This window comes from uncultured Pseudokineococcus sp., from assembly GCF_947499845.1.
In the GTDB taxonomy this organism is placed as follows: domain Bacteria; phylum Actinomycetota; class Actinomycetes; order Actinomycetales; family Quadrisphaeraceae; genus Pseudokineococcus.
In genome coordinates this window covers 21186-37354 of the sequence record NZ_CANMPM010000023.1, presented here as the reverse complement: position 1 = coordinate 37354, position 16169 = coordinate 21186, and the positions used below count along the sequence as shown (strand labels likewise).

Here is a 16169-nt window from a genome sequence, read left to right as displayed (position 1 = left end):
TGAGGACCTCGACCCTCACCCACCTTCAGCCCACGACCGGCGTGTCGTCACCGCCCCCACCGCAGGTATGAAGAGCCGGTATTCGAGGTCCAGGGCTTCGGCGTCCCGCGGGACTCCGGGCCGAAGAGGTGGCACGTCCTCGGCTACGCGACCGGTGCCCTCGCTGGGGTGCTGGTACCCACCGTCGCCGCGTGCGCCCTCCTGCCGCGCGGACGTCGGTGGGTGGCTGGCGCGGGTGCGGTCCTCGCGGCGTCGGTCGTGCTGGCGCCGCTCGGCCGCACGACCTGAGCAGAGACCGGCATCGCGCGCTGGGGGCGGTCAGGGCGGACTTCGAAGGCCAGACGACGGCGTGTCGCGCCGCGAAGTCCGCCATCGCCCGGGCGGCGACGGCGTGCCGCCGCCCCACAAAGTCCGCGCTCGCGACGCGGTGCACGCTGGCCTTCAGTGCCCGCGCCTCCTCGTCCGGAGACCCACATCAGCCTCCGGCGATGGTGGGAGCCCGGCCCCCACCGCGACGCTGTCGCTCCGCCGATCTACCAGACGAGCCTGTTCGCGCAGCCGTCGATGGCGGTCTTCGTTGAGCACCAGGCGTCCGAGCACGAGGACTTCGTCTACAGCCGCGGCGCCAACCCCACGGTCGCCGTGCTCGCCCGCGCGCTGGCCGGGCTCGAGCGCGGCGAGGCTGCCCAGTGCTGCTTCTCGGGTACGGGCGCCATCAGCGCGGTGTGGTCGACGCTGCTGCGCGCCGGCGACCACGTCCTGCTGCTCAATGACGTTTGAGAAGCCGCTCGAGCGCGGCATCGACGTCGTCGTGCACTCCCTCACCAAGTACGTCGGCGGGCACAGCGACGTCCTCGGCAGCGCCGTCATCGGCTCCGCCGCATTCGTCCGCGACCTCTTCTACGCCGGCTTCCAGCTGCAGGGCTCGGTGTCGGCGGCCCTGGAGGCCTCCCTGATACCCCACAGCCCGCGGACCCTGCCGGTGCAGATGCACGGCACCGGCGCACCTACGCCTCGAGAATGCCCACAAATCCGCCCGAGCAGAACCATGCGTCACTTGATAACGCCTCATAAAGGGCGCCCTCCCAACTGTTTCGCCGGACGGCGAGGCGACTCTCGGCTTCCCGCTGCAGATTTTCCCGCACCCGCGAGGCGCCGTCTGCGCCACCGTCGCCGTACTGATTGACCAGCGATAGGCGAATGTTCTGCAGTTCGCTAGCCGCGTGCACACCATACAATCTACCTAAGCCCAAATGGCGAAAATGCCGCTCCACGCGCGCGGTGAGAGCGGCGTCCCAATCGGCGTCAGGCTTGACGAAGTACGAAAGCGCTAGCGGATCGGCCCGCACAACGGACGCTTTGAGCCAACTCACCTCGTCGATGGTACCGAAGTACGGGTGCAGCACTTCGGAGTCCTCGCCTTCGGCAATATCCGCCAACTTGCCAAAATTGCAGTCCTTGCATACGGGAACTAAGTTCAACGGCGTCACGGTCAATGCCGGGAAGCGGGACTTGGGAAGCACGTGATCCAGGGTAGAGACAACTCTCTGTCCACACATGGGGCAGCGACTCTGAGGCACCGAAGCCATTAAGCGCTCGTAGATTTTCCGGCCGCTTCGTCGACGGACCATGCCCGCCTCATACAACTCGACCATCTCTCGGGCAAGAACACCTGCCACAGAAAAGGCGCTCGGCTCCAGTCGGTGAAGGTGCGCCTGCTCAGCGTGTTGATCGAAGAGTTTGGCGGCCTCTTCCACGTCACTGACGCTAGCGAGGTAGCGTCCCCTTAAGTCGTCATCTCTCACCCCGTCAACACAGGCGAGGAAGCTGTCCCTCGAGGACAAACTCGGCTTAGGAAGAGGCCACATCAATTATCTCTTAGTGCGTTGCGGCTGGCGATGAGCGCCTGTACCTGGCCACGCGCCTCCGCACCCAGCGAACCGCCGAAACGCCTGAGCACCTCCTCGTAGGAAGGCGACGACTGCAAAATCACGGCGCTGAGCATATTGAGGAATCCGGATTGCGATACCTCCAATCCAAAGACTTCGCGCGTCAAGGTGCCCACGTTCTCTCCAAAGGTCTCGATCTCGGGGCGTTCGACCGTCGTGTAATGACCGAAGCGCTTAAGGACGGAGACGCAAGCTTTGGGCACCTCCTGTAGCACTACAGGCGAATGTGTAGCCATAATTGCCACGCCATTGCGGTCGTACAACAATTCGGAGATTGCTCGAACAAATGCCGACAACAGGGGAGGATGCAGATGCGCTTCCGGCTCATCCATGAGAATTAACGTGCGTTCGTCGACGCACTCAACCAACCTCGTTATAGCCAGTAGAGTGGCCTTATGCCCTGAACTTAACCGCTTGAAGATGTCGATGGCTTCATCGAGGGACTCGGCGCCACCGGTCTCGTCGACTAGAGCCGAGACCTGCGCTTCGTCGATGGTCGGATCCCCCGACAGGGTTTCCAGTGCCCTCCGCCATCGCTCAAGCCGCGCAGCATTCCCTCGGCACGTATCCAAACTATCCTTGAAGTCCTCAGCGAGGGCGTCGGGCGATTTAGTGTCTGCCGTCGTCTCCAGCGAAGCCCTCGGAGGCCCTGACTCTTTCAGCCCGATGTAAGTGTATCCCAACGATGATTCCGTCGAGGGAGCGATCGGCAAGAAGGGATCGAAGGCACTGAAGGTCACGGACACGAGATGCGAAAATGCGTGTCGACTCTCGGGCTCATCGAATGAGAAGGCGCCCTGCGCCCAGGGGTCACCCACCCCCAACAATGATCGCGTCATTGCGTTCAGCAGAGTGGTCTTACCAGCACCATTTCGACCAATAATGACGTGTACGTTAGTTGGGGGCAGCGACTCCGCCTTAACAGAGAATATCAACTTGGCGCCCTCCGCCTCGGCCGCAGGCGGCAACTCGTAACGAAAGGAATAATTCGATAGACGTATGCCGCCCTTTGCCAGCCGCCTAAGTTGACCTTCGACCGTGCGTCGCTGTACTGACCTCAGAAGTGATTCAGCCAGTACTGGTTCATTCTCAACTTCCTCAATCAGTTGAGGAATGTAAGCCAAATCTCGCAGGTCTAGGAGCACTTGGCTTCGGCTAAGACCCTCGCCATCCAGACTATTCAGTTCCTCGTAATAATCTTCGTCCTGCCCCAGAGAAAAGAATTCTTGCGACAAAGCAGTAAATTGATTGGGCAAGTTGGGCCTGCGCTGGCCCGAGCGCATCGATCGCTCCCCAATTTTTACCTGCCCGATGCGATGCTGCCGCCCCTTGATGTCGACGTACACCAGATAATATTGTGTCTGGAAGCGGAACCAGTCATTCCAGTCGTCGGTGAGCAACAGGCACACGTCAGTAGCGCCAGCTGGAACGCCCTCGCCAACTGGGATAACTAGAAATCTCATCGCGTTCCACCCTTGGTGTCTGCGGCCGATCATATTGGACTGCCGATAGTCGACTGGTTTCGTCACCGCGACACGACAATTAAGATCAGGATACTCGAGACACCTCCGAGTGTCGCTGCCTGGAAAGCCCACCGCCTCACTGTGGGCGACCGGTCTACCGGCGTTGCGAATGTAAGCGCGGGAGCGCACCAACGCAGGTAATAGCCGAGGCTAGCCACAGTGTTGACCACCAGCACCACCGCCAGCCACCCCGCCCCGCCGTCCCAGGCCGCCGTCGCGACGAGCAGCTTGCCCAAGAACACCGACGTCGGCGGCGTCCCCAGCAGCCCGAGCAGACTGACCAGCAGCGCCCCCGCCAGGCACGGGTGCGCACGCCCCAGCCCGCGGTAGTCCTCCAGCGACTCCCGCCCCGGAAGCGCCGCGACCACCGCGAACGCCGTCAGGTTCGTCACCGCGTACGCCGCCAGGTAGAACAGCAACGCTGGCTCAGCGAGGTCCGTGCGCCCCACCACGGCCACCGGCAGCAGCAGGTACCCCACCTGGCTGACCGTCGACCACCCCAGCAGCCGCCGCACCGCCGTCTGCCCCAATGCCGCCAGGTTCCCCAGCGTCATGCTCGCCACCGCCAACACCGCGACGACGAGCTGGACGTCCACCGCCGCCGGCATCGCTTCCACCAGCCGGAAGACCGCGACCAGGGCCCCGACCTTCGGCACCGTCGTGAGGAACGCCGCCGCCGTCACCGACGCGCCCTGCGCGGCGTCCGGCACCCAGAAGTGCCCCGGCACACCCCCGGCCTTGAACATCAGCCCGACCAGCACCGCCACCGCGCCCGCGGCCACCGCACCGGCCGGCGCCCCCGCCAGCGCTGCCGTCAGGCCCGCGTACCCCGCCTCGCCTCCGCCGACGCCGAGCAGCACCGTCACCCCCGCCATCAGCACGATGCCGAGCAGTGCCCCCAGCAGGTACGTCTTCATCGCGCCCTCGGCGGCCGCGCCCGTCCGCGCCTGCCCCACCAGCGCGTACAGCGGGATGCTCCCCAGCAGGAACGCGACCACCAGCACCAGCAGGTCCGCCGCCCCGCCGAGCACCACCGCGCCCGTCGACGACAGCAGCAGCAGGGCGTACGTCTCGCTCTCCTGCCGGTGCCCCGCCACCTCCTCCACGCCCAGCCCGATCACCAGCAGCGTCGACGACGCCACGACCAGGCGCACCACGCCCGTCGCTGTGTCGACGTCGTACGTCCCCGAGAACACCGGCCCCGCCGGCGACGCCAGCCCGAACCCCGCCGCGACCGCCGACGCCACCAGCGCCGCGACGGTCACCAGCCGCACCCGCCACTGCTGCTCGCGGGGGGTGAAGGACCCGCCGACGAGCGCCACCAGCGCCCCGACGAGCAGCAGCACCTCGGGGAGGACGGCGACGACGTCCGACCCCATGCTCATCGACCCGGCCATGTCCACGGCCGGTCAGCGCGCCACGAGGGCGACGACCGCCCGGCTCGCCGGCTCGACGACCTCGAGCAGCGGCCGCGGCAGCACCCCGATGAGCGTCGCGAGCACGAGCAGCGGCGCGACGGCGACGAGCTCGGACCCGCGCACGTCGGCGAAGGCCGCCGAGGCCGGCCCCCGCTCCCCCGTCAGCAGCCGCTGCAGCGCCCGCAGGAAGAGCGCCGCCGTCAGCAGGATCCCGACGAGTGCGACCGCCGTCCACGGCACCGCGGCGATGGACCCGGCGAACACCTGCACCTCCGCGACGAACCCCGAGAAGCCCGGCAGCCCCAGCGAGGCGAACGCTGCGACGGCGAACAGCGCCGCGTACCGCGGCGCCCGCCCGGCGAGCCCGCCGAAGCGGCTCATCTCGTAGGTACCGGTGCGGCGGTGCAGCACCCCCGCGAGGAGGAACAGCGCGCCGGTGATGAGGCCGTGGCTGACCATCTGCGTCACCGCGCCCGTCACCGCGAGCGCCCGCGCCTCCTCGGCGCTGCCCCCGACGACGCCCGCGGCACCGACCGCGACGACGACGTAGCCCATGTGGTTCACCGACGTGTAGGCGACCATCCGCTTGAGGTCGGTCTGCGCCAGCGCGACGAGCGCGCCCCACACCACCGACACGACGCCGACGGCGATGACCACCCACGCGAAGGACCGCCACGCGTCGGGGAGCATCGGCATCGCGATCCGCACGAACCCGTACGTGCCCATCTTCAGCAGCACCCCGGCGAGCACCGCCGACCCGACGGCGGGCGCATCGGTGTGCGCGGGCGGCAGCCAGGTGTGGAAGGGGACGGTCGGCGTCTTCACCGCCAGGCCCACGAGCACCGCCGCGAGCACGAGCCCTCCGGTGACGCCGGTGCCCACGAGCGGCGGGTCGGCCGCGAGCGCGACCATGTCGAAGGTCCCCGACGCGACGTACAGGCCGATGAAGCCCAGCAGCAGCCCCAGCGACCCGAGGAACGTGTAGAGGAAGAACTGCAGCGCCGACTTCTGGGCGTTCCCGTGCCCCCAGCCGGCGATGGCGAAGTACATGCCGACGATCGACAGGTCGAAGAAGAGGAAGAAGACGATGAGGTCGGCGGCGGCGAACAGGCCGAGGCACGTCGTCTGCAGGAAGCAGAACAGCGCCGCCTGACTGCGCGGGCGCGTGCTCTCCCGCAGCGCGTAGACGGCGCACGCCGCGAACACCACCGCCGTCAGCGCCATGAGCGGCAGCGAGAGCCCGTCGAGCCCCAAGTGGTAGCTCGCCCCCAGGCCGGGGATCCACTCCACCTGCTCGTCGAAGGCGAGAGTCCCGGCAGCGGGCGTCTCGTACCGCGCCCACAGGACGCCGACGAGCAGCACCTCGACGAGCGCGACGCCGACCCACGCCCAGCGGGCGACGGCGTCGGGCAGCCCGCGCGCGACGGCGAGGACCACCGCGGCCACGAGGGGCAGGAAGATCACCAGGCTGAGCACGCTCACCTCAGGGAGACGTAGAGGACGAGACCGACCGCCGCGGCGCCGAGCACCACGACGAGCTGGGCGTAGTAGTCGTGCAGCTGCCCCGTCTGCGCGCGGCGCGCGAGGCCGCCGAGGCGCTTGGTGCCGGCGGCGACGCCGTGGACGGTGCGGTCGACGCCGTCGTCGGCGCGGGTGGCGACGCCGGCGAGCCCGTCGGCCCGCCCGGCGAGGCCGCGGACGCCGGCGTCGAGGCGGTCGTCGGCGGAGCCCGCCGCGCCGGCGGTCCCGACGACGCCGCGGGCCAGGCCGACGGCGCCGCGGCCGAGGGCGTCGTCCGCGCGGGCGGCCCGCTCGGCGAGCGCGAGCACCCACCGGACGACGGCGTCCGTCGCCGCCCCCAGTCCCAGCCACGCGCGCGCCCACGCCGGTTCGGGCAGCCGCTCGGCGCGGACGAGGACGACGACGGCCGCGAGCGCCGCGACCGCGACCACCCCCGAGACGACGAGCTCGACCGCCCCGGCGCCCGCCGCGGCCGGGTCCTGCCCGAGCACGCCCGCCAGGAGCCGCACCTCCGGCGGCAGGCCGAGGACCGCCAGGCCCAGCGCCGCGACCGCGAGGACGACGAGCGGCGCCTGCGCGAGCCGCGGCACCTCGCGGGTGCCCTGCTCCTCGCCGTCCCAGTGCTCGACGACGTCCTCGACCTCCTCGCCGCCCTTCGCCCGGCGGAACACGACGACGAGGACCTTGCCCGCGTACGCCGCCGACAGCGCCGCCCCGAGCAGCCCGACGGCGTAGAGCGCCGGCGACGTCTCGAGGGCGACGTGGAGGACGGCGTCCTTCGTCGTCCAGAGCGCGAACGGCGGCACACCCGCCAGCGCGAGCGCGCCCATCGCGGCGGCGCCGCCGACCACCGGCCAGATGCCCGCGGCGCCGCGCAGCCCGGCGAGCTGCTTGGTGCCGAGCGCCGTGAGCCACGCGCCGGCGACGAGGAAGAGCAGCGCCTTGACCGCCGCGTGGGCGACGAGCTGCGCCGTCCCGCCCGTCACCGCGCCGACCCCGGCGGCGAGGACGACGAAGCCGAGCTGGGCGGACGTCGACGCGGCGAGCAGCTGCTTGAGGTCGCGCTGCGCGAGCGCGACGACGCCGAGCGCCACCGCCGTGAGCGCGCCGACCCAGGCGGCCGCCGTCGCCGCCCACCCGGTCGCGGCGAGCAGCGGCTCGACGCGCAGCAGCAGGTACCCGCCCATCGCGACCATCGCCGCGGAGTGCAGCAGCGCGCTCACCGGGCTCGGGCCCTCCATCGCGCGCGAGAGCCACCACGAGAACGGCAGCTGCGCGGCCTTGCCGAGCGCGGCGACGAGGACGCCCGCAGCGACGACGTCGCGCCAGCCGGGCGGGAGAGCGGCGAGGTCGGCGAGCGCCAGGCCCATGCCGGTCGATGAGCCACCGCCGAGGAGGCCGCCGCCGACGGCGCCCGCGAGCGCGACGTAGAGCCCGAGGTCGCCCGCGCGGGTGGTGACGAACGCCGTCGTGCCCGCGGAGACGCGCCGGTCCTCGCGCCACCAGAAACCGACGAGCGCGTACGACGCCGCGCCCATGACCTCCCACGCGAGCAGGAGGGCGGGCAGCGTCGTCGCCGTCGCCGTCAGGGACACGGCCGCGGTGAAGAGGAGCATCAGCCCGGCGAAGCGCGCGCGGCCCTCGCGGACGTCGGCCCAGGCGAAGACGAGGACGAGCAGCACGACCGCCGCGACGGCGGGGACGACGACGGCCGACAGCCCGTCGACGCCCAGGCCCAGCGGCGCGCCGGCGAGGAAGGGCGCCTGCGCGGACGGGCGCCCGGCGGCCACGAGCGCCGCCAGCCCGAGCGCGGCCGCAGCGGTGGCGACGGCCACGGGGAAGGCCGCGCGGTCGGCGACGGCGCGGCCGCGGGGGCCGGCCGTCGTCCCGGCGAGCGCGAGCACGACGCCGACGACCGCGGGCCCGAGGACGAGCAGCAGGAGGGCCAGCGGCGGCGTCACTGCTTCAGCTCCGCGGCCATGTCGGTCATGTCCGCCCCCGACGTGCGGTGCAGCAGCAGCGCGACGGCGAAGCCCATGGCCATCTCGACCGTCATCGCCGCGAGCACAACGACGAGAAGCACCTGCAGGCTCGGATCCGGCGCGGTGAACCACCAGAAGCCCGCCGCGGCGAGGACGACGCCGTTGAGCATGAGCTCCAGGCCCATCATCACCATGACGACGACCTGCTGGGACAGCGCGCCGTACAGCCCCACGGAGAACAGGGCCGCGGCCAGGACGAGGACCACCTCGAGGGTCATCGGCGACCGCCCTGCCTCGACGTGCCGCGCAGGTCGTCGCCGAGCCGCTCGTACCGGCCGTGCGCCTGGGCGAGGACGACGCCGGCGACGATCGTCGCGAGCATCACCGGGCTCACGACCATCATGACGAGCATGTGGTCGCCCATGAGGGCGTCGCCGAGGGAGTACGTCGTAGCGCCGGGGTCACTGGGGGGCGCGTCGGGGCGGGTCGGCCAGTCGACGAGCAGGATCCCGACGGTCAGGACGACGAAGGACGTCCCCGCCGCGGCCAGGGCCCGCCGGCCGCTGTGGACCATGGACATCGGCATGAGCGCCGGGTTCATCCCCATGAGCATGACCATGAAGACGCCCATAACCGCCATCTCCATGAGCATCATGAGGACGACGACCACCCCGACGTAGTCCAGGTGCAGCGCCACCACGGCGGCCCCGACGGCGACGAAGGACGCGGCGAGCAGGTACGTCGCGCGGGCCATCGAGTCGACTCTGAACACCAGGGCGCCGGTGACGACGGCGACGACGCCGAGCGCCGTCACCGCGACGCCCCGCAGCACGCTGAGGTCGGGCAGGGGCGTCTCGAGCACGACGCTGCTCAACTCGTTGAAGGCCAGGCTCACGACCGCACCACCACCACGACGCTGACGACGAGCAGCTGCAGCAGCGCCGCGGGCAGCAGCACCGTCCAGCCGAGGGCGAGGAAGCGCTCGGGGCGCACGTCGGGCAGCCGGCGCCGGACGACGACGAGCGCCGCGGTGAGCAGCGCCGTCTTCACGAGCACCCACAGCCACCCGGGCAGCAGCGGCCCGGACCCGCCGCCGAGGAAGAGCGGGACGGCGAAGGCCGCCCCCGCGACGAGCAGGCCCGCGCGCCCGGCGAGCACGAGCAGGCGGTCGACGCCGGACAGCTCGGCGAGCACGCCGCTGCTGATCACCGGGCCGCCGGCCGGGGACAGCGGCCCGCGCACCGAGAAGGCCAGGACGCCGACGCAGTAGACGAGGAAGGCGACGGGCATCCAGACGACGTAGGGCAGTCCTTGTTGGCCGCCGGCCACGTCGCCGACCCGCAGGCTCCCCGCGGCGACGGCCGGCGCGGTGAGGGCGAACATGAGCGGCAGCTCGTACGCCATCGCTTGCGCGAGGAAGCGGTACCCGCCGGTCAGCGACCACGCCGCGTTGGGCCCCCACCCGGCGAGCCAGACGAGCACCCACACGAGCACGTCCACGGCGTTGAACCAGACGACGCCGACGCTCGCGTCCGCGAGCACCCACTCCCCCAGCGGCACGACGGCGACCATGAGCAGCGGCGCGACGGCGAACCCGCCCACCGCGACGTGCCGCAGCAGCGTGTCGGCGGCGACCGTCGTCCGGCGGCGCTGGCGCAGGAGCCGGGCCGTCTCGACGAGGGGGTGCTGCGCCCCGACGGACGCCGGACGGCAGGCGGCCCGGGCGGCGAGCGCGCCGTCGAGCGCGGCGACGCCAAGCGCCGCCATCCCGAGCAGCAGCGCGGCGAGGAGCACCCACGGCGCAGCCACCTGCACGACTTCACCCATGGGCGTGCCCGTGGTGCATGTGCTGGTCGCTGCCGTCGTCGCTGTCGTCGTCACTGCTGTCGTCGTCGCTGTCGTCCTCGCGCGGGGCGAGGGCGGCGAGGTCGTCGGCGTCGAGCGTGTCGGTCCGCAGGTCGAGCGCCGCGACGAGCAGCCGGGCGCTCACGACGTCGACGCCGACGAGCCGCTCGGGCAGCGCGTCGAGCGCCGCGCGGATGCGGCGTCCCGGGTCGTCGTCGCGGGCGTCGAGGTCGAGGAGGCCGAGCAGGAGCGTCCGGACGTCGTCGCGAGTCCGACGCCGGGCGTCGAGTCCGACGTCGCGCAGGTCATCCGGCGCTGAGGCCGGTGCAGCGTCGGACTCGGCGCCGGACGTCGGACTCGACGTCACGACGTCCGCCTCCCGCAGCGCCCACGCCAGCACCCGCGAGCGCTCCACCCGCCCCCGCAGCTCCCTCACGTCCCCCGCACTTCGTCGTCTCTGTGCCGCGCCTGCCCCTCCCTCACGGCGATCTGTCGACGAAGTGCCGGAAAGAGCGCCCCGCTGAGGGCGATGTGTCGACGAAGTGCGGGGAGAAGGGGCGTCTTCAGGGCGATCTGTCGACGAAGTGCGGGGAGCCGGGACGGCGTCGCGGAGGCGGACGGCGCGCGCGGCGAGATCGTCGGCGCCGGCGAGCCTCAGCACCTGCGCGGCCGCGTCGAGACGCCGGGCAACGTCGTCCGCCGGGTCCTGGCGCTGAGGGGCGCCCGGCAGCACCTCCACCCGCGCGCGGACGACGACGTCGCCCGACAGCACCGTCCGCAGCACGAGCCCGGCGGGCCAGTCCGGCAGCACGGGCCCGAGGGGCACGCGGAGGACGTCCATCTCGAGGCCGTCGCGGAGGTCGTCCTCGCCGCCGGCGAGCTCCAGGCCCGCGGGGTGCATGTCGTCGCCCGGCTCGACGTCAGCGGGCACCAGATCACGGGCAGCCGCGTCAACGCGCTGAACGTCGTCGTCGAGCAGCGACGCCGCCAGCCCCTCCAGCGCACCCGGCACCTCGGACGGCGCGGCCACCGACGCCCGCGCCCGCGGACCGGGCAGCTGCGCCCACGTCCGCTCGAGCACCTCGCCCCAGCCGTCGCCCGGCGTCCCGCAGACGACGAGCGCGTCGGCGTCCGCGGGCGACGACGCGGCGCGCCACCCGCGCTCCGCCATCGCCCGCTCGACGGCGACCCGCGCCGCCCAGCCCCCGGGCGCCTCGACGAGCAGCACCGTCGTCCCCCTCACCGCCCACCGGGCCAGGACCCGCTGGAGAGGGCGCAGGCTCACTGCCACGAGAAGGCCCCCTCGCGCCGCGCCCACAGCACCCCGAGCAGGAGCACGCCGAGGAAGACGAACATCTCCACGACGGCCGAGACCCCGACGTCCGCGACGACGAGCACCCACGGGTACATGAAGAGCATCTCGACGTCGAAGGCCAGGAAGACGACCGTCACCGGGTACCAGCGCGCGTGGTAGCGCGAGAGCGCGTGCTCCGGCGGGTGCCAGCCCGACAGCCACGGCCATGCCGTCAGCCCGCGCGGCGCGACGGCGGTGAGCCGGTGGACGGCGAAGGCGCCCGCGACGCCGACGGCGCCGAGCACGAGGACGGCGAGCAGCCCCGCCCACCCCGACGTCGCCGCGTCAGCCACGCCGCACTGCTCCCTCGAGGCCGACGGCGGGGCGGTCACCCGCCGACGGGGAGGACGAAGCACCCCGCTCACCGAAGGCCGAGCCGCTGACCTGCGACGACGCACAGCGACGGGAGGTTCGTCCTCCCCGGCGGCGGAGCTCGGCGGCCGAGCGGCCCGTCGCGAGGGGGACGAGACCCGGGAACACCGCGGCCACGGCGGTGACAGGCAGCGCCAGAGCGACCGCACGCCCGGTCGTCACCCGCTCACCCCGCACGCGCCACCTCCTGGGACCATCACCAGCGCCGGCCGGACGCTACACCCGGACGACCGCACGGGTATCGGGAAGCGCCCACCGCACGGAGCACGGAGGAGACGTGGCCGACCACGCCCACCCTGTCGACGCCGACCGCGTCGCGCGCGCCAAGACGCGGGTGCCCTCGCGCGAGGACGCCGTCGCCATGGCGGAGGTGCTCACCGTGCTCGCCGACCCCACACGCGCCCGGGTGCTGCACGCGCTCGACGCCGTCGAGGAGCTCTGCGTCGGCGACCTGGCCCTCGCCCTCGACGCGAGCGAGGACGCCGTCGGCTACGCGCTGCGCGTGCTGCGCGGCGCCGGCCTCGTCACGAACCGCAAGCAGGGGCGCGTCGTCTTCTACCGCCTCGTGGCCGGCTTCCCCGAGCCGCTGCGCGAGCACTGCCTGCGCGCGCTCGTCGACCTCACCCGCGGGGAGCCCGCACCGTGACGACGGTCGACGTCGCCCCCGTCGACGTCCGCGACCCCGCGGTGCTCGCGCTCGTCGACGCCCTCACCGCTGAGCTGGCCACCGGCGGCTACACGGAGGACGAGACCTTCGGGTACACGCCCGAGCAGCTGGCGGCGTCCGCGGTGCACCTCCTCGGCGCCAGCATGGACGGGACGCTCGTCGGCATCGTGGGCGTCGAGCTCGACGACGAGGGCGGCGGCGAGCTCAAGCGCTTCTACGTCGCCCCGGCGCACCGCGGCTCCGGCGTCGCCGACGCGCTGCTCGAGGCCCTCGTCGCCCACGCCCGGGAGCGCGGCGCGACGGTCCTGCGCCTCGAGACCGGCGACGCCCAGGCCGCCGCGCTGCGCTTCTACGGCCGCCACGGCTTCACGCCGATCCCCCGCTTCGGGCCCTACGTCGACTCCGCGACGTCGGTGTGCCTGGAGCGACGGCTCGACGACGCGACGCCGCCCGGAGTCGAGCGGAACGGGCCGGCGCCGGCCTGACCGGCCGACGGCGTCGTCCCGCGGGACGACGCCGTCAGCCGTGAGGGCCGGCTCAGGCGGTCAGCCCTGCGCGAGCAACCCCTCCATGGTCGAGATCTCCGCCTGCTGCGCGGTGATGATCCGCTGGGCCAGCTCCCGGACCTGCGGGTCCTGGGCGTCCTCGAGGGCCGTCTCCGACATGGTGACGGCGCCGCGGTGGTGCTCGACCATCATCGTGAGCCACATCCGGTCGAACTCGGCGCCGGACGCGGCCTCGAGGGAGGCCATGTCCTCGGGGCTCATCATCCCCTCCATCCCGGACATGCCGCCGTGGTCCATGCCCTCGTGGTCCATGCCCTCCATGGACATGCCCTCGCCGGACATGCCTTCCGGCACGGCCTCGCCGTAGGACTGCAGCAGGGCGCTCATCTCGTCGATCTCGGGCTGCTGCTCCCCCTCGATCTGCCGGGCCAGGGCGATGACCTCGGCGTTCTCGGTGCGCCCGTCGACGAGCTGGGCCATCTCCGTCGCCTGGCGGTGGTGCGGGACCATCCCGGTGAGGAAGGCGACGTCGGCCGCCGAGGCCGTGGCCGACGAGCCGGCCGAGGCGCTGGGCTCCGGGGAGGTCATCGACGTCGCAGCGCCCTCCTCGACGTCGCTGCCGCAGCCGGCGAGAACGAGGCCGGCGGCGAGCGCGAGGGCCCCCGCGGCGCGGCGGGCGGTGGAGCGGGTGCTGGCGGTGCGCGTGCTGGTGCTGCGCATGCTGGTGATGGTCTGGGTCGTCACAGGTGCGGTCCTCCGGTACGGCTGCGGAGCCGCGGCCCCGGGCGGGGCGCGGCGGGCGAGGGTCGTCACCGGTGGTCGTGCCACCGGTGACGACCGCTCACACCCGCCAGAGGCAGAGCTGCGCGCGGGAGAGGTGCGTCCAGGGGGGCGCGGCGAGGAGCGGGACGACGAGGCCGCGCAGCGCAGACCACGCCGACCGACCCGCCCGCGGCGCGCGACGCCGGGAGCGGTGCGCGACGACGGCGGCGAGCGCCACGACCCCGGCCGTGACGACGGCGAGGCACAGGTGCAGGAGGACGTCCGCCGCCCCGCCCACCGGGCTCGGGTCCGACGGGCGGACGTCGTCCCCGACGGCAGCGCCGACCGCCCCCTGGACCGCATGGCCGTCGTGACCCGCCGTCGTCCCGGCCACCGCGACGTGGGCGCCGCGGTCGACGGACGCCGCCCCGTGGTGGCCGTGCCCGGAGGTGAGCCCGTGCATGCCCACGACGCCGAGGACGGCGGCGAGTACGAGCAGCAGCCGCAGCAGGGCGGCGCCCGGTGGGCCGTCCGCACGACCGACGGGCCGCGGACGGCTCGTCGCTCGATCGCTCACGGGAAACCTCCGGGGTGGTGGACCTCCACGGTACGGCTACCCCCCGGGGGTACACACGAGGGGCGTCGTCCGCTGGTCCGGCCGGGGCGTCACCCCGCCCAGGGGGCGACGACGTCGAGCACCCAGGTGACGCCGAAGCGGTCGGTGACCATGCCGTACAGCGGCGCGTGGCCCGCCGGCGCCAGCGGCGCGCGCACCACGCCGCCCTCCGCCAGGCCCTCAAAGATGCGGGTGATCTCGTCGGCGTCGTCGCCACGCACCGAGACGAAGAGAGGGTCCTCGCCGCGGCTGTGGGGCCGGGCCGGCGGGACGTCGTACGCCATGACCGAGAAGCCGGACGCGGCCGTGACCTGCCCCCACTTCACCTGGTCGGGCACCGCGCCGTCCGCGGCGTCGGCGTCGTCGCCGCCCTGGGCGAAGGTGAAGGCCATGACCTGACCGCCGGTGACGGCGGCGTAGTGGTCGAGGGCCTCGCGGGCCTGGCCGCGGAAGTTGAGGTGGGTCGTGGTGGTGACGCTCATGGCGGGCTCCTCCGTCTCGCCCCGGGGCCGTGCGCCCTGGGGACGAGGTCCACCGTGGCGGGGGTTGCGGTCAGGTCCTGGCCTCGACGTCGGCCATCCTCGACGTCATGAGCGGCACCCCCGGACGGCTCCTGACCCTGCTGTCGCTGCTGCAGGCGCGCCGCGACTGGCCCGGGGGCCTGCTCGCCGAGCGCTTGGCGGTGAGCCCGCGCACCGTCCGCCGCGACGTCGACCGGCTGCGCGAGCTCGGCTACCCGGTGCGGTCCACCACCGGCCCGGACGGCGGGTACCGCCTCGGCGCCGGCGCGGACCTGCCGCCGCTGCTCTTCGACGACGAGCAGGCGGTGGCCCTCGCTGTGGCCCTGCAGCTGGCCTCCGCGAGCGGCGTCGGCGCGGGCGACGCCGCGAGCGGGCCCTCGCGACGGTGCGCCAGGTGCTGCCCGCGCGGCTGCGGGCACGGGTGGACGCCGTCGAGGTCGCCCCGCTGCCGACGAGCGCCGCGCCGGTCGACGCCGGCGTGCTGCTCGCCGTCACCGCCGCCGTGCGCGCCCGCGAGGTGCTGCGTTTCGACTACGCCTCGCCGACGGCCCTCGAGGACGAGGACCGTCCGCCCCGCCGGATCGAGCCGCACGCCGTCGTGTCCCGCGGCGGGCGCTGGTACCTCCTGGGCTGGGACCCCGCCGCGCCGGTCCGGGACGGCGCGGGGAGCGGCGAGTGGCGCACCCACCGCCTCGACCGCATGACGCCGCGCACCCCGAGCGGCCCGCGCTTCAGCCCCCGCGAGGTCCCCGGCGGTGACCCCGCCGCCTTCGTCGCCGCCCTCTTCCGCGGCTCGCGCGACCCCGGCGAGTCGGGCGCGTGGCCCTGCGAGGGGCGCGTCGTCGTGAACGCCCCCGCGACCGAGGTCGCCCCGTACCTGGTGGACGGCGCGGTCGAGGCGCTCGACGACGACCACTGCCGCGTCACCGCGGGCGCCTGGTCGTGGACCGGCCTGGCGGCGTCCCTGCTGCGCCTCGGCGCCGACATCGAGGTCGAGCGGCCTCCCGAGCTGGCCCGCGCCTTCGCTGAGCTCGCCGAGCGGTGCGCCGCGGCGGGGCGACAGCCGCCGCCGGGGAGGACGAAGCAGCGACCTCAGCAGGAGCCGCGCCCCTGACCTGCGACGATGCCCGGGC

Annotated in this window: 16 protein-coding genes and 2 pseudogenes; 5 read left to right on the top strand and 13 right to left on the bottom strand. The window is 72.9% G+C overall.

The features are described 5' to 3' along the window. Positions 1 to 564: 564 nt before the first annotated feature. Both Q0789_RS16770 and Q0789_RS16765 read left to right on the top strand, forming a co-directional pair. The gene (locus Q0789_RS16770; RefSeq protein WP_366917753.1) at positions 565 to 780 is read left to right on the top strand and encodes a PLP-dependent transferase; all 216 of its coding nucleotides are present in this window, start codon (positions 565 to 567) and stop codon (positions 778 to 780) included. Beyond that, a pseudogene (locus Q0789_RS16765) lies at positions 770 to 982 on the top strand (PLP-dependent transferase); the annotation flags it as partial. The gene Q0789_RS16770 and the pseudogene Q0789_RS16765, both read left to right, overlap by 11 nt. A 25-nt stretch (positions 983 to 1007) precedes the next feature. On the opposite strand, the gene Q0789_RS15245 reads toward Q0789_RS16765, so the two are convergent. The 10 genes from Q0789_RS15245 to ndhC form a co-directional block, all read right to left on the bottom strand. Continuing rightward, the gene (locus tag Q0789_RS15245) at positions 1008 to 1757 is read right to left on the bottom strand and encodes an HNH endonuclease signature motif containing protein (RefSeq protein WP_298806718.1); all 750 of its coding nucleotides are present in this window, start codon (positions 1755 to 1757) and stop codon (positions 1008 to 1010) included. Positions 1758 to 1867: 110 nt separating this feature from the next. Continuing rightward, entirely contained in the window at positions 1868 to 3358 is a 1491-nt protein-coding gene (locus Q0789_RS15240; RefSeq protein ID WP_366917756.1) for an AAA family ATPase, read from the bottom strand. Between the two features lie 116 nt (positions 3359 to 3474). Further along, complete coding sequence (locus Q0789_RS15235; protein WP_298806722.1) at positions 3475 to 4869, bottom strand: proton-conducting transporter membrane subunit; 1395 nt, start codon at positions 4867 to 4869, stop codon at positions 3475 to 3477. A 12-nt stretch (positions 4870 to 4881) separates the two neighbouring features. Continuing rightward, positions 4882 to 6366 (bottom strand): NuoM family protein, encoded by a 1485-nt coding sequence (locus Q0789_RS15230; RefSeq protein ID WP_298806713.1) that lies wholly within the window; start codon positions 6364 to 6366, stop codon positions 4882 to 4884. A 2-nt stretch (positions 6367 to 6368) separates the two neighbouring features. After that, positions 6369 to 8372, bottom strand: coding sequence for a proton-conducting transporter membrane subunit (locus tag Q0789_RS15225; RefSeq protein WP_298806711.1), 2004 nt, complete (start codon positions 8370 to 8372; stop codon positions 6369 to 6371). Continuing rightward, positions 8369 to 8671: an NADH-quinone oxidoreductase subunit K gene (locus Q0789_RS15220; RefSeq protein WP_298806709.1), complete on the bottom strand. Its 303-nt coding sequence runs from the start codon at positions 8669 to 8671 to the stop codon at positions 8369 to 8371. Before Q0789_RS15220 ends, Q0789_RS15225 begins: the two co-directional genes overlap by 4 nt. Continuing rightward, positions 8668 to 9225: an NADH-quinone oxidoreductase subunit J gene (locus tag Q0789_RS15215; RefSeq protein WP_366917755.1), complete on the bottom strand. Its 558-nt coding sequence runs from the start codon at positions 9223 to 9225 to the stop codon at positions 8668 to 8670. Before Q0789_RS15215 ends, Q0789_RS15220 begins: the two co-directional genes overlap by 4 nt. Before the next feature lie 59 nt (positions 9226 to 9284). Then, entirely contained in the window at positions 9285 to 10220 is a 936-nt protein-coding gene (locus Q0789_RS15210; RefSeq protein ID WP_298806705.1) for an NADH-quinone oxidoreductase subunit H, read from the bottom strand. Then, positions 10213 to 11523: a hypothetical protein gene (locus tag Q0789_RS15205; RefSeq protein WP_298806703.1), complete on the bottom strand. Its 1311-nt coding sequence runs from the start codon at positions 11521 to 11523 to the stop codon at positions 10213 to 10215. The genes Q0789_RS15210 and Q0789_RS15205 overlap by 8 nt, the downstream gene beginning before the upstream one ends. Continuing rightward, positions 11520 to 11885 carry an NADH-quinone oxidoreductase subunit A gene (gene ndhC, locus Q0789_RS15200; protein ID WP_298806701.1) on the bottom strand — a complete coding sequence of 122 codons (366 nt, stop codon included), beginning with the start codon at positions 11883 to 11885 and terminating at the stop codon, positions 11520 to 11522. Before ndhC ends, Q0789_RS15205 begins: the two co-directional genes overlap by 4 nt. Positions 11886 to 12241: 356 nt before the next feature. On the opposite strand from ndhC, the gene Q0789_RS15195 reads away from it, so the two are divergent. Then, on the top strand, positions 12242 to 12610 hold the full coding sequence (locus Q0789_RS15195; RefSeq protein WP_298806699.1) for a metalloregulator ArsR/SmtB family transcription factor: 369 nt from the start codon (positions 12242 to 12244) through the stop codon (positions 12608 to 12610). After that, a complete protein-coding gene (locus Q0789_RS15190; protein ID WP_298806697.1) occupies positions 12607 to 13116 on the top strand; it encodes a GNAT family N-acetyltransferase in 510 nt (169 codons plus the stop codon). Before Q0789_RS15195 ends, Q0789_RS15190 begins: the two co-directional genes overlap by 4 nt. Positions 13117 to 13176: 60 nt before the next feature. On the opposite strand, the gene Q0789_RS15185 is transcribed toward Q0789_RS15190, so the two are convergent. The 3 genes from Q0789_RS15185 to Q0789_RS15175 all read right to left on the bottom strand — a co-directional run bounded on the left by Q0789_RS15185 (position 13177) and on the right by Q0789_RS15175 (position 14997). Beyond that, positions 13177 to 13881 carry a DUF305 domain-containing protein gene (locus tag Q0789_RS15185; protein WP_298806695.1) on the bottom strand — a complete coding sequence of 235 codons (705 nt, stop codon included), beginning with the start codon at positions 13879 to 13881 and terminating at the stop codon, positions 13177 to 13179. Positions 13882 to 13978: 97 nt separating this feature from the next. Continuing rightward, positions 13979 to 14476, bottom strand: coding sequence for a DUF6153 family protein (locus tag Q0789_RS15180; RefSeq protein ID WP_298806693.1), 498 nt, complete (start codon positions 14474 to 14476; stop codon positions 13979 to 13981). A gap of 89 nt (positions 14477 to 14565) precedes the next feature. Beyond that, positions 14566 to 14997, bottom strand: a complete 432-nt coding sequence (locus Q0789_RS15175; RefSeq protein ID WP_298806691.1) for a VOC family protein — start codon at positions 14995 to 14997, stop codon at positions 14566 to 14568. Positions 14998 to 15104: 107 nt separating this feature from the next. Here Q0789_RS15175 and Q0789_RS15170 point away from each other — a divergent pair. Then, positions 15105 to 16150, top strand: a pseudogene (locus Q0789_RS15170) (WYL domain-containing protein). Positions 16151 to 16169 lie beyond the last annotated feature (19 nt).

What these genes read in the sequence shown, in the direction of transcription:
- Q0789_RS15235 (WP_298806722.1), bottom strand. Translation starts at nt 4,869, where the DNA reads ATGGCCGGGTCGATGAGCATGGGGTCGGACGTCGTCGCCGTCCTCCCC.
- Q0789_RS15220 (WP_298806709.1), bottom strand. Translation starts at nt 8,671, where the DNA reads ATGACCCTCGAGGTGGTCCTCGTCCTGGCCGCGGCCCTGTTCTCCGTG.
- Q0789_RS15210 (WP_298806705.1), bottom strand. Translation starts at nt 10,220, where the DNA reads ATGGGTGAAGTCGTGCAGGTGGCTGCGCCGTGGGTGCTCCTCGCCGCG.
- Q0789_RS15175 (WP_298806691.1), bottom strand. Translation starts at nt 14,997, where the DNA reads ATGAGCGTCACCACCACGACCCACCTCAACTTCCGCGGCCAGGCCCGC.
- Q0789_RS16770 (WP_366917753.1), top strand. Translation starts at nt 565, where the DNA reads ATGGCGGTCTTCGTTGAGCACCAGGCGTCCGAGCACGAGGACTTCGTC.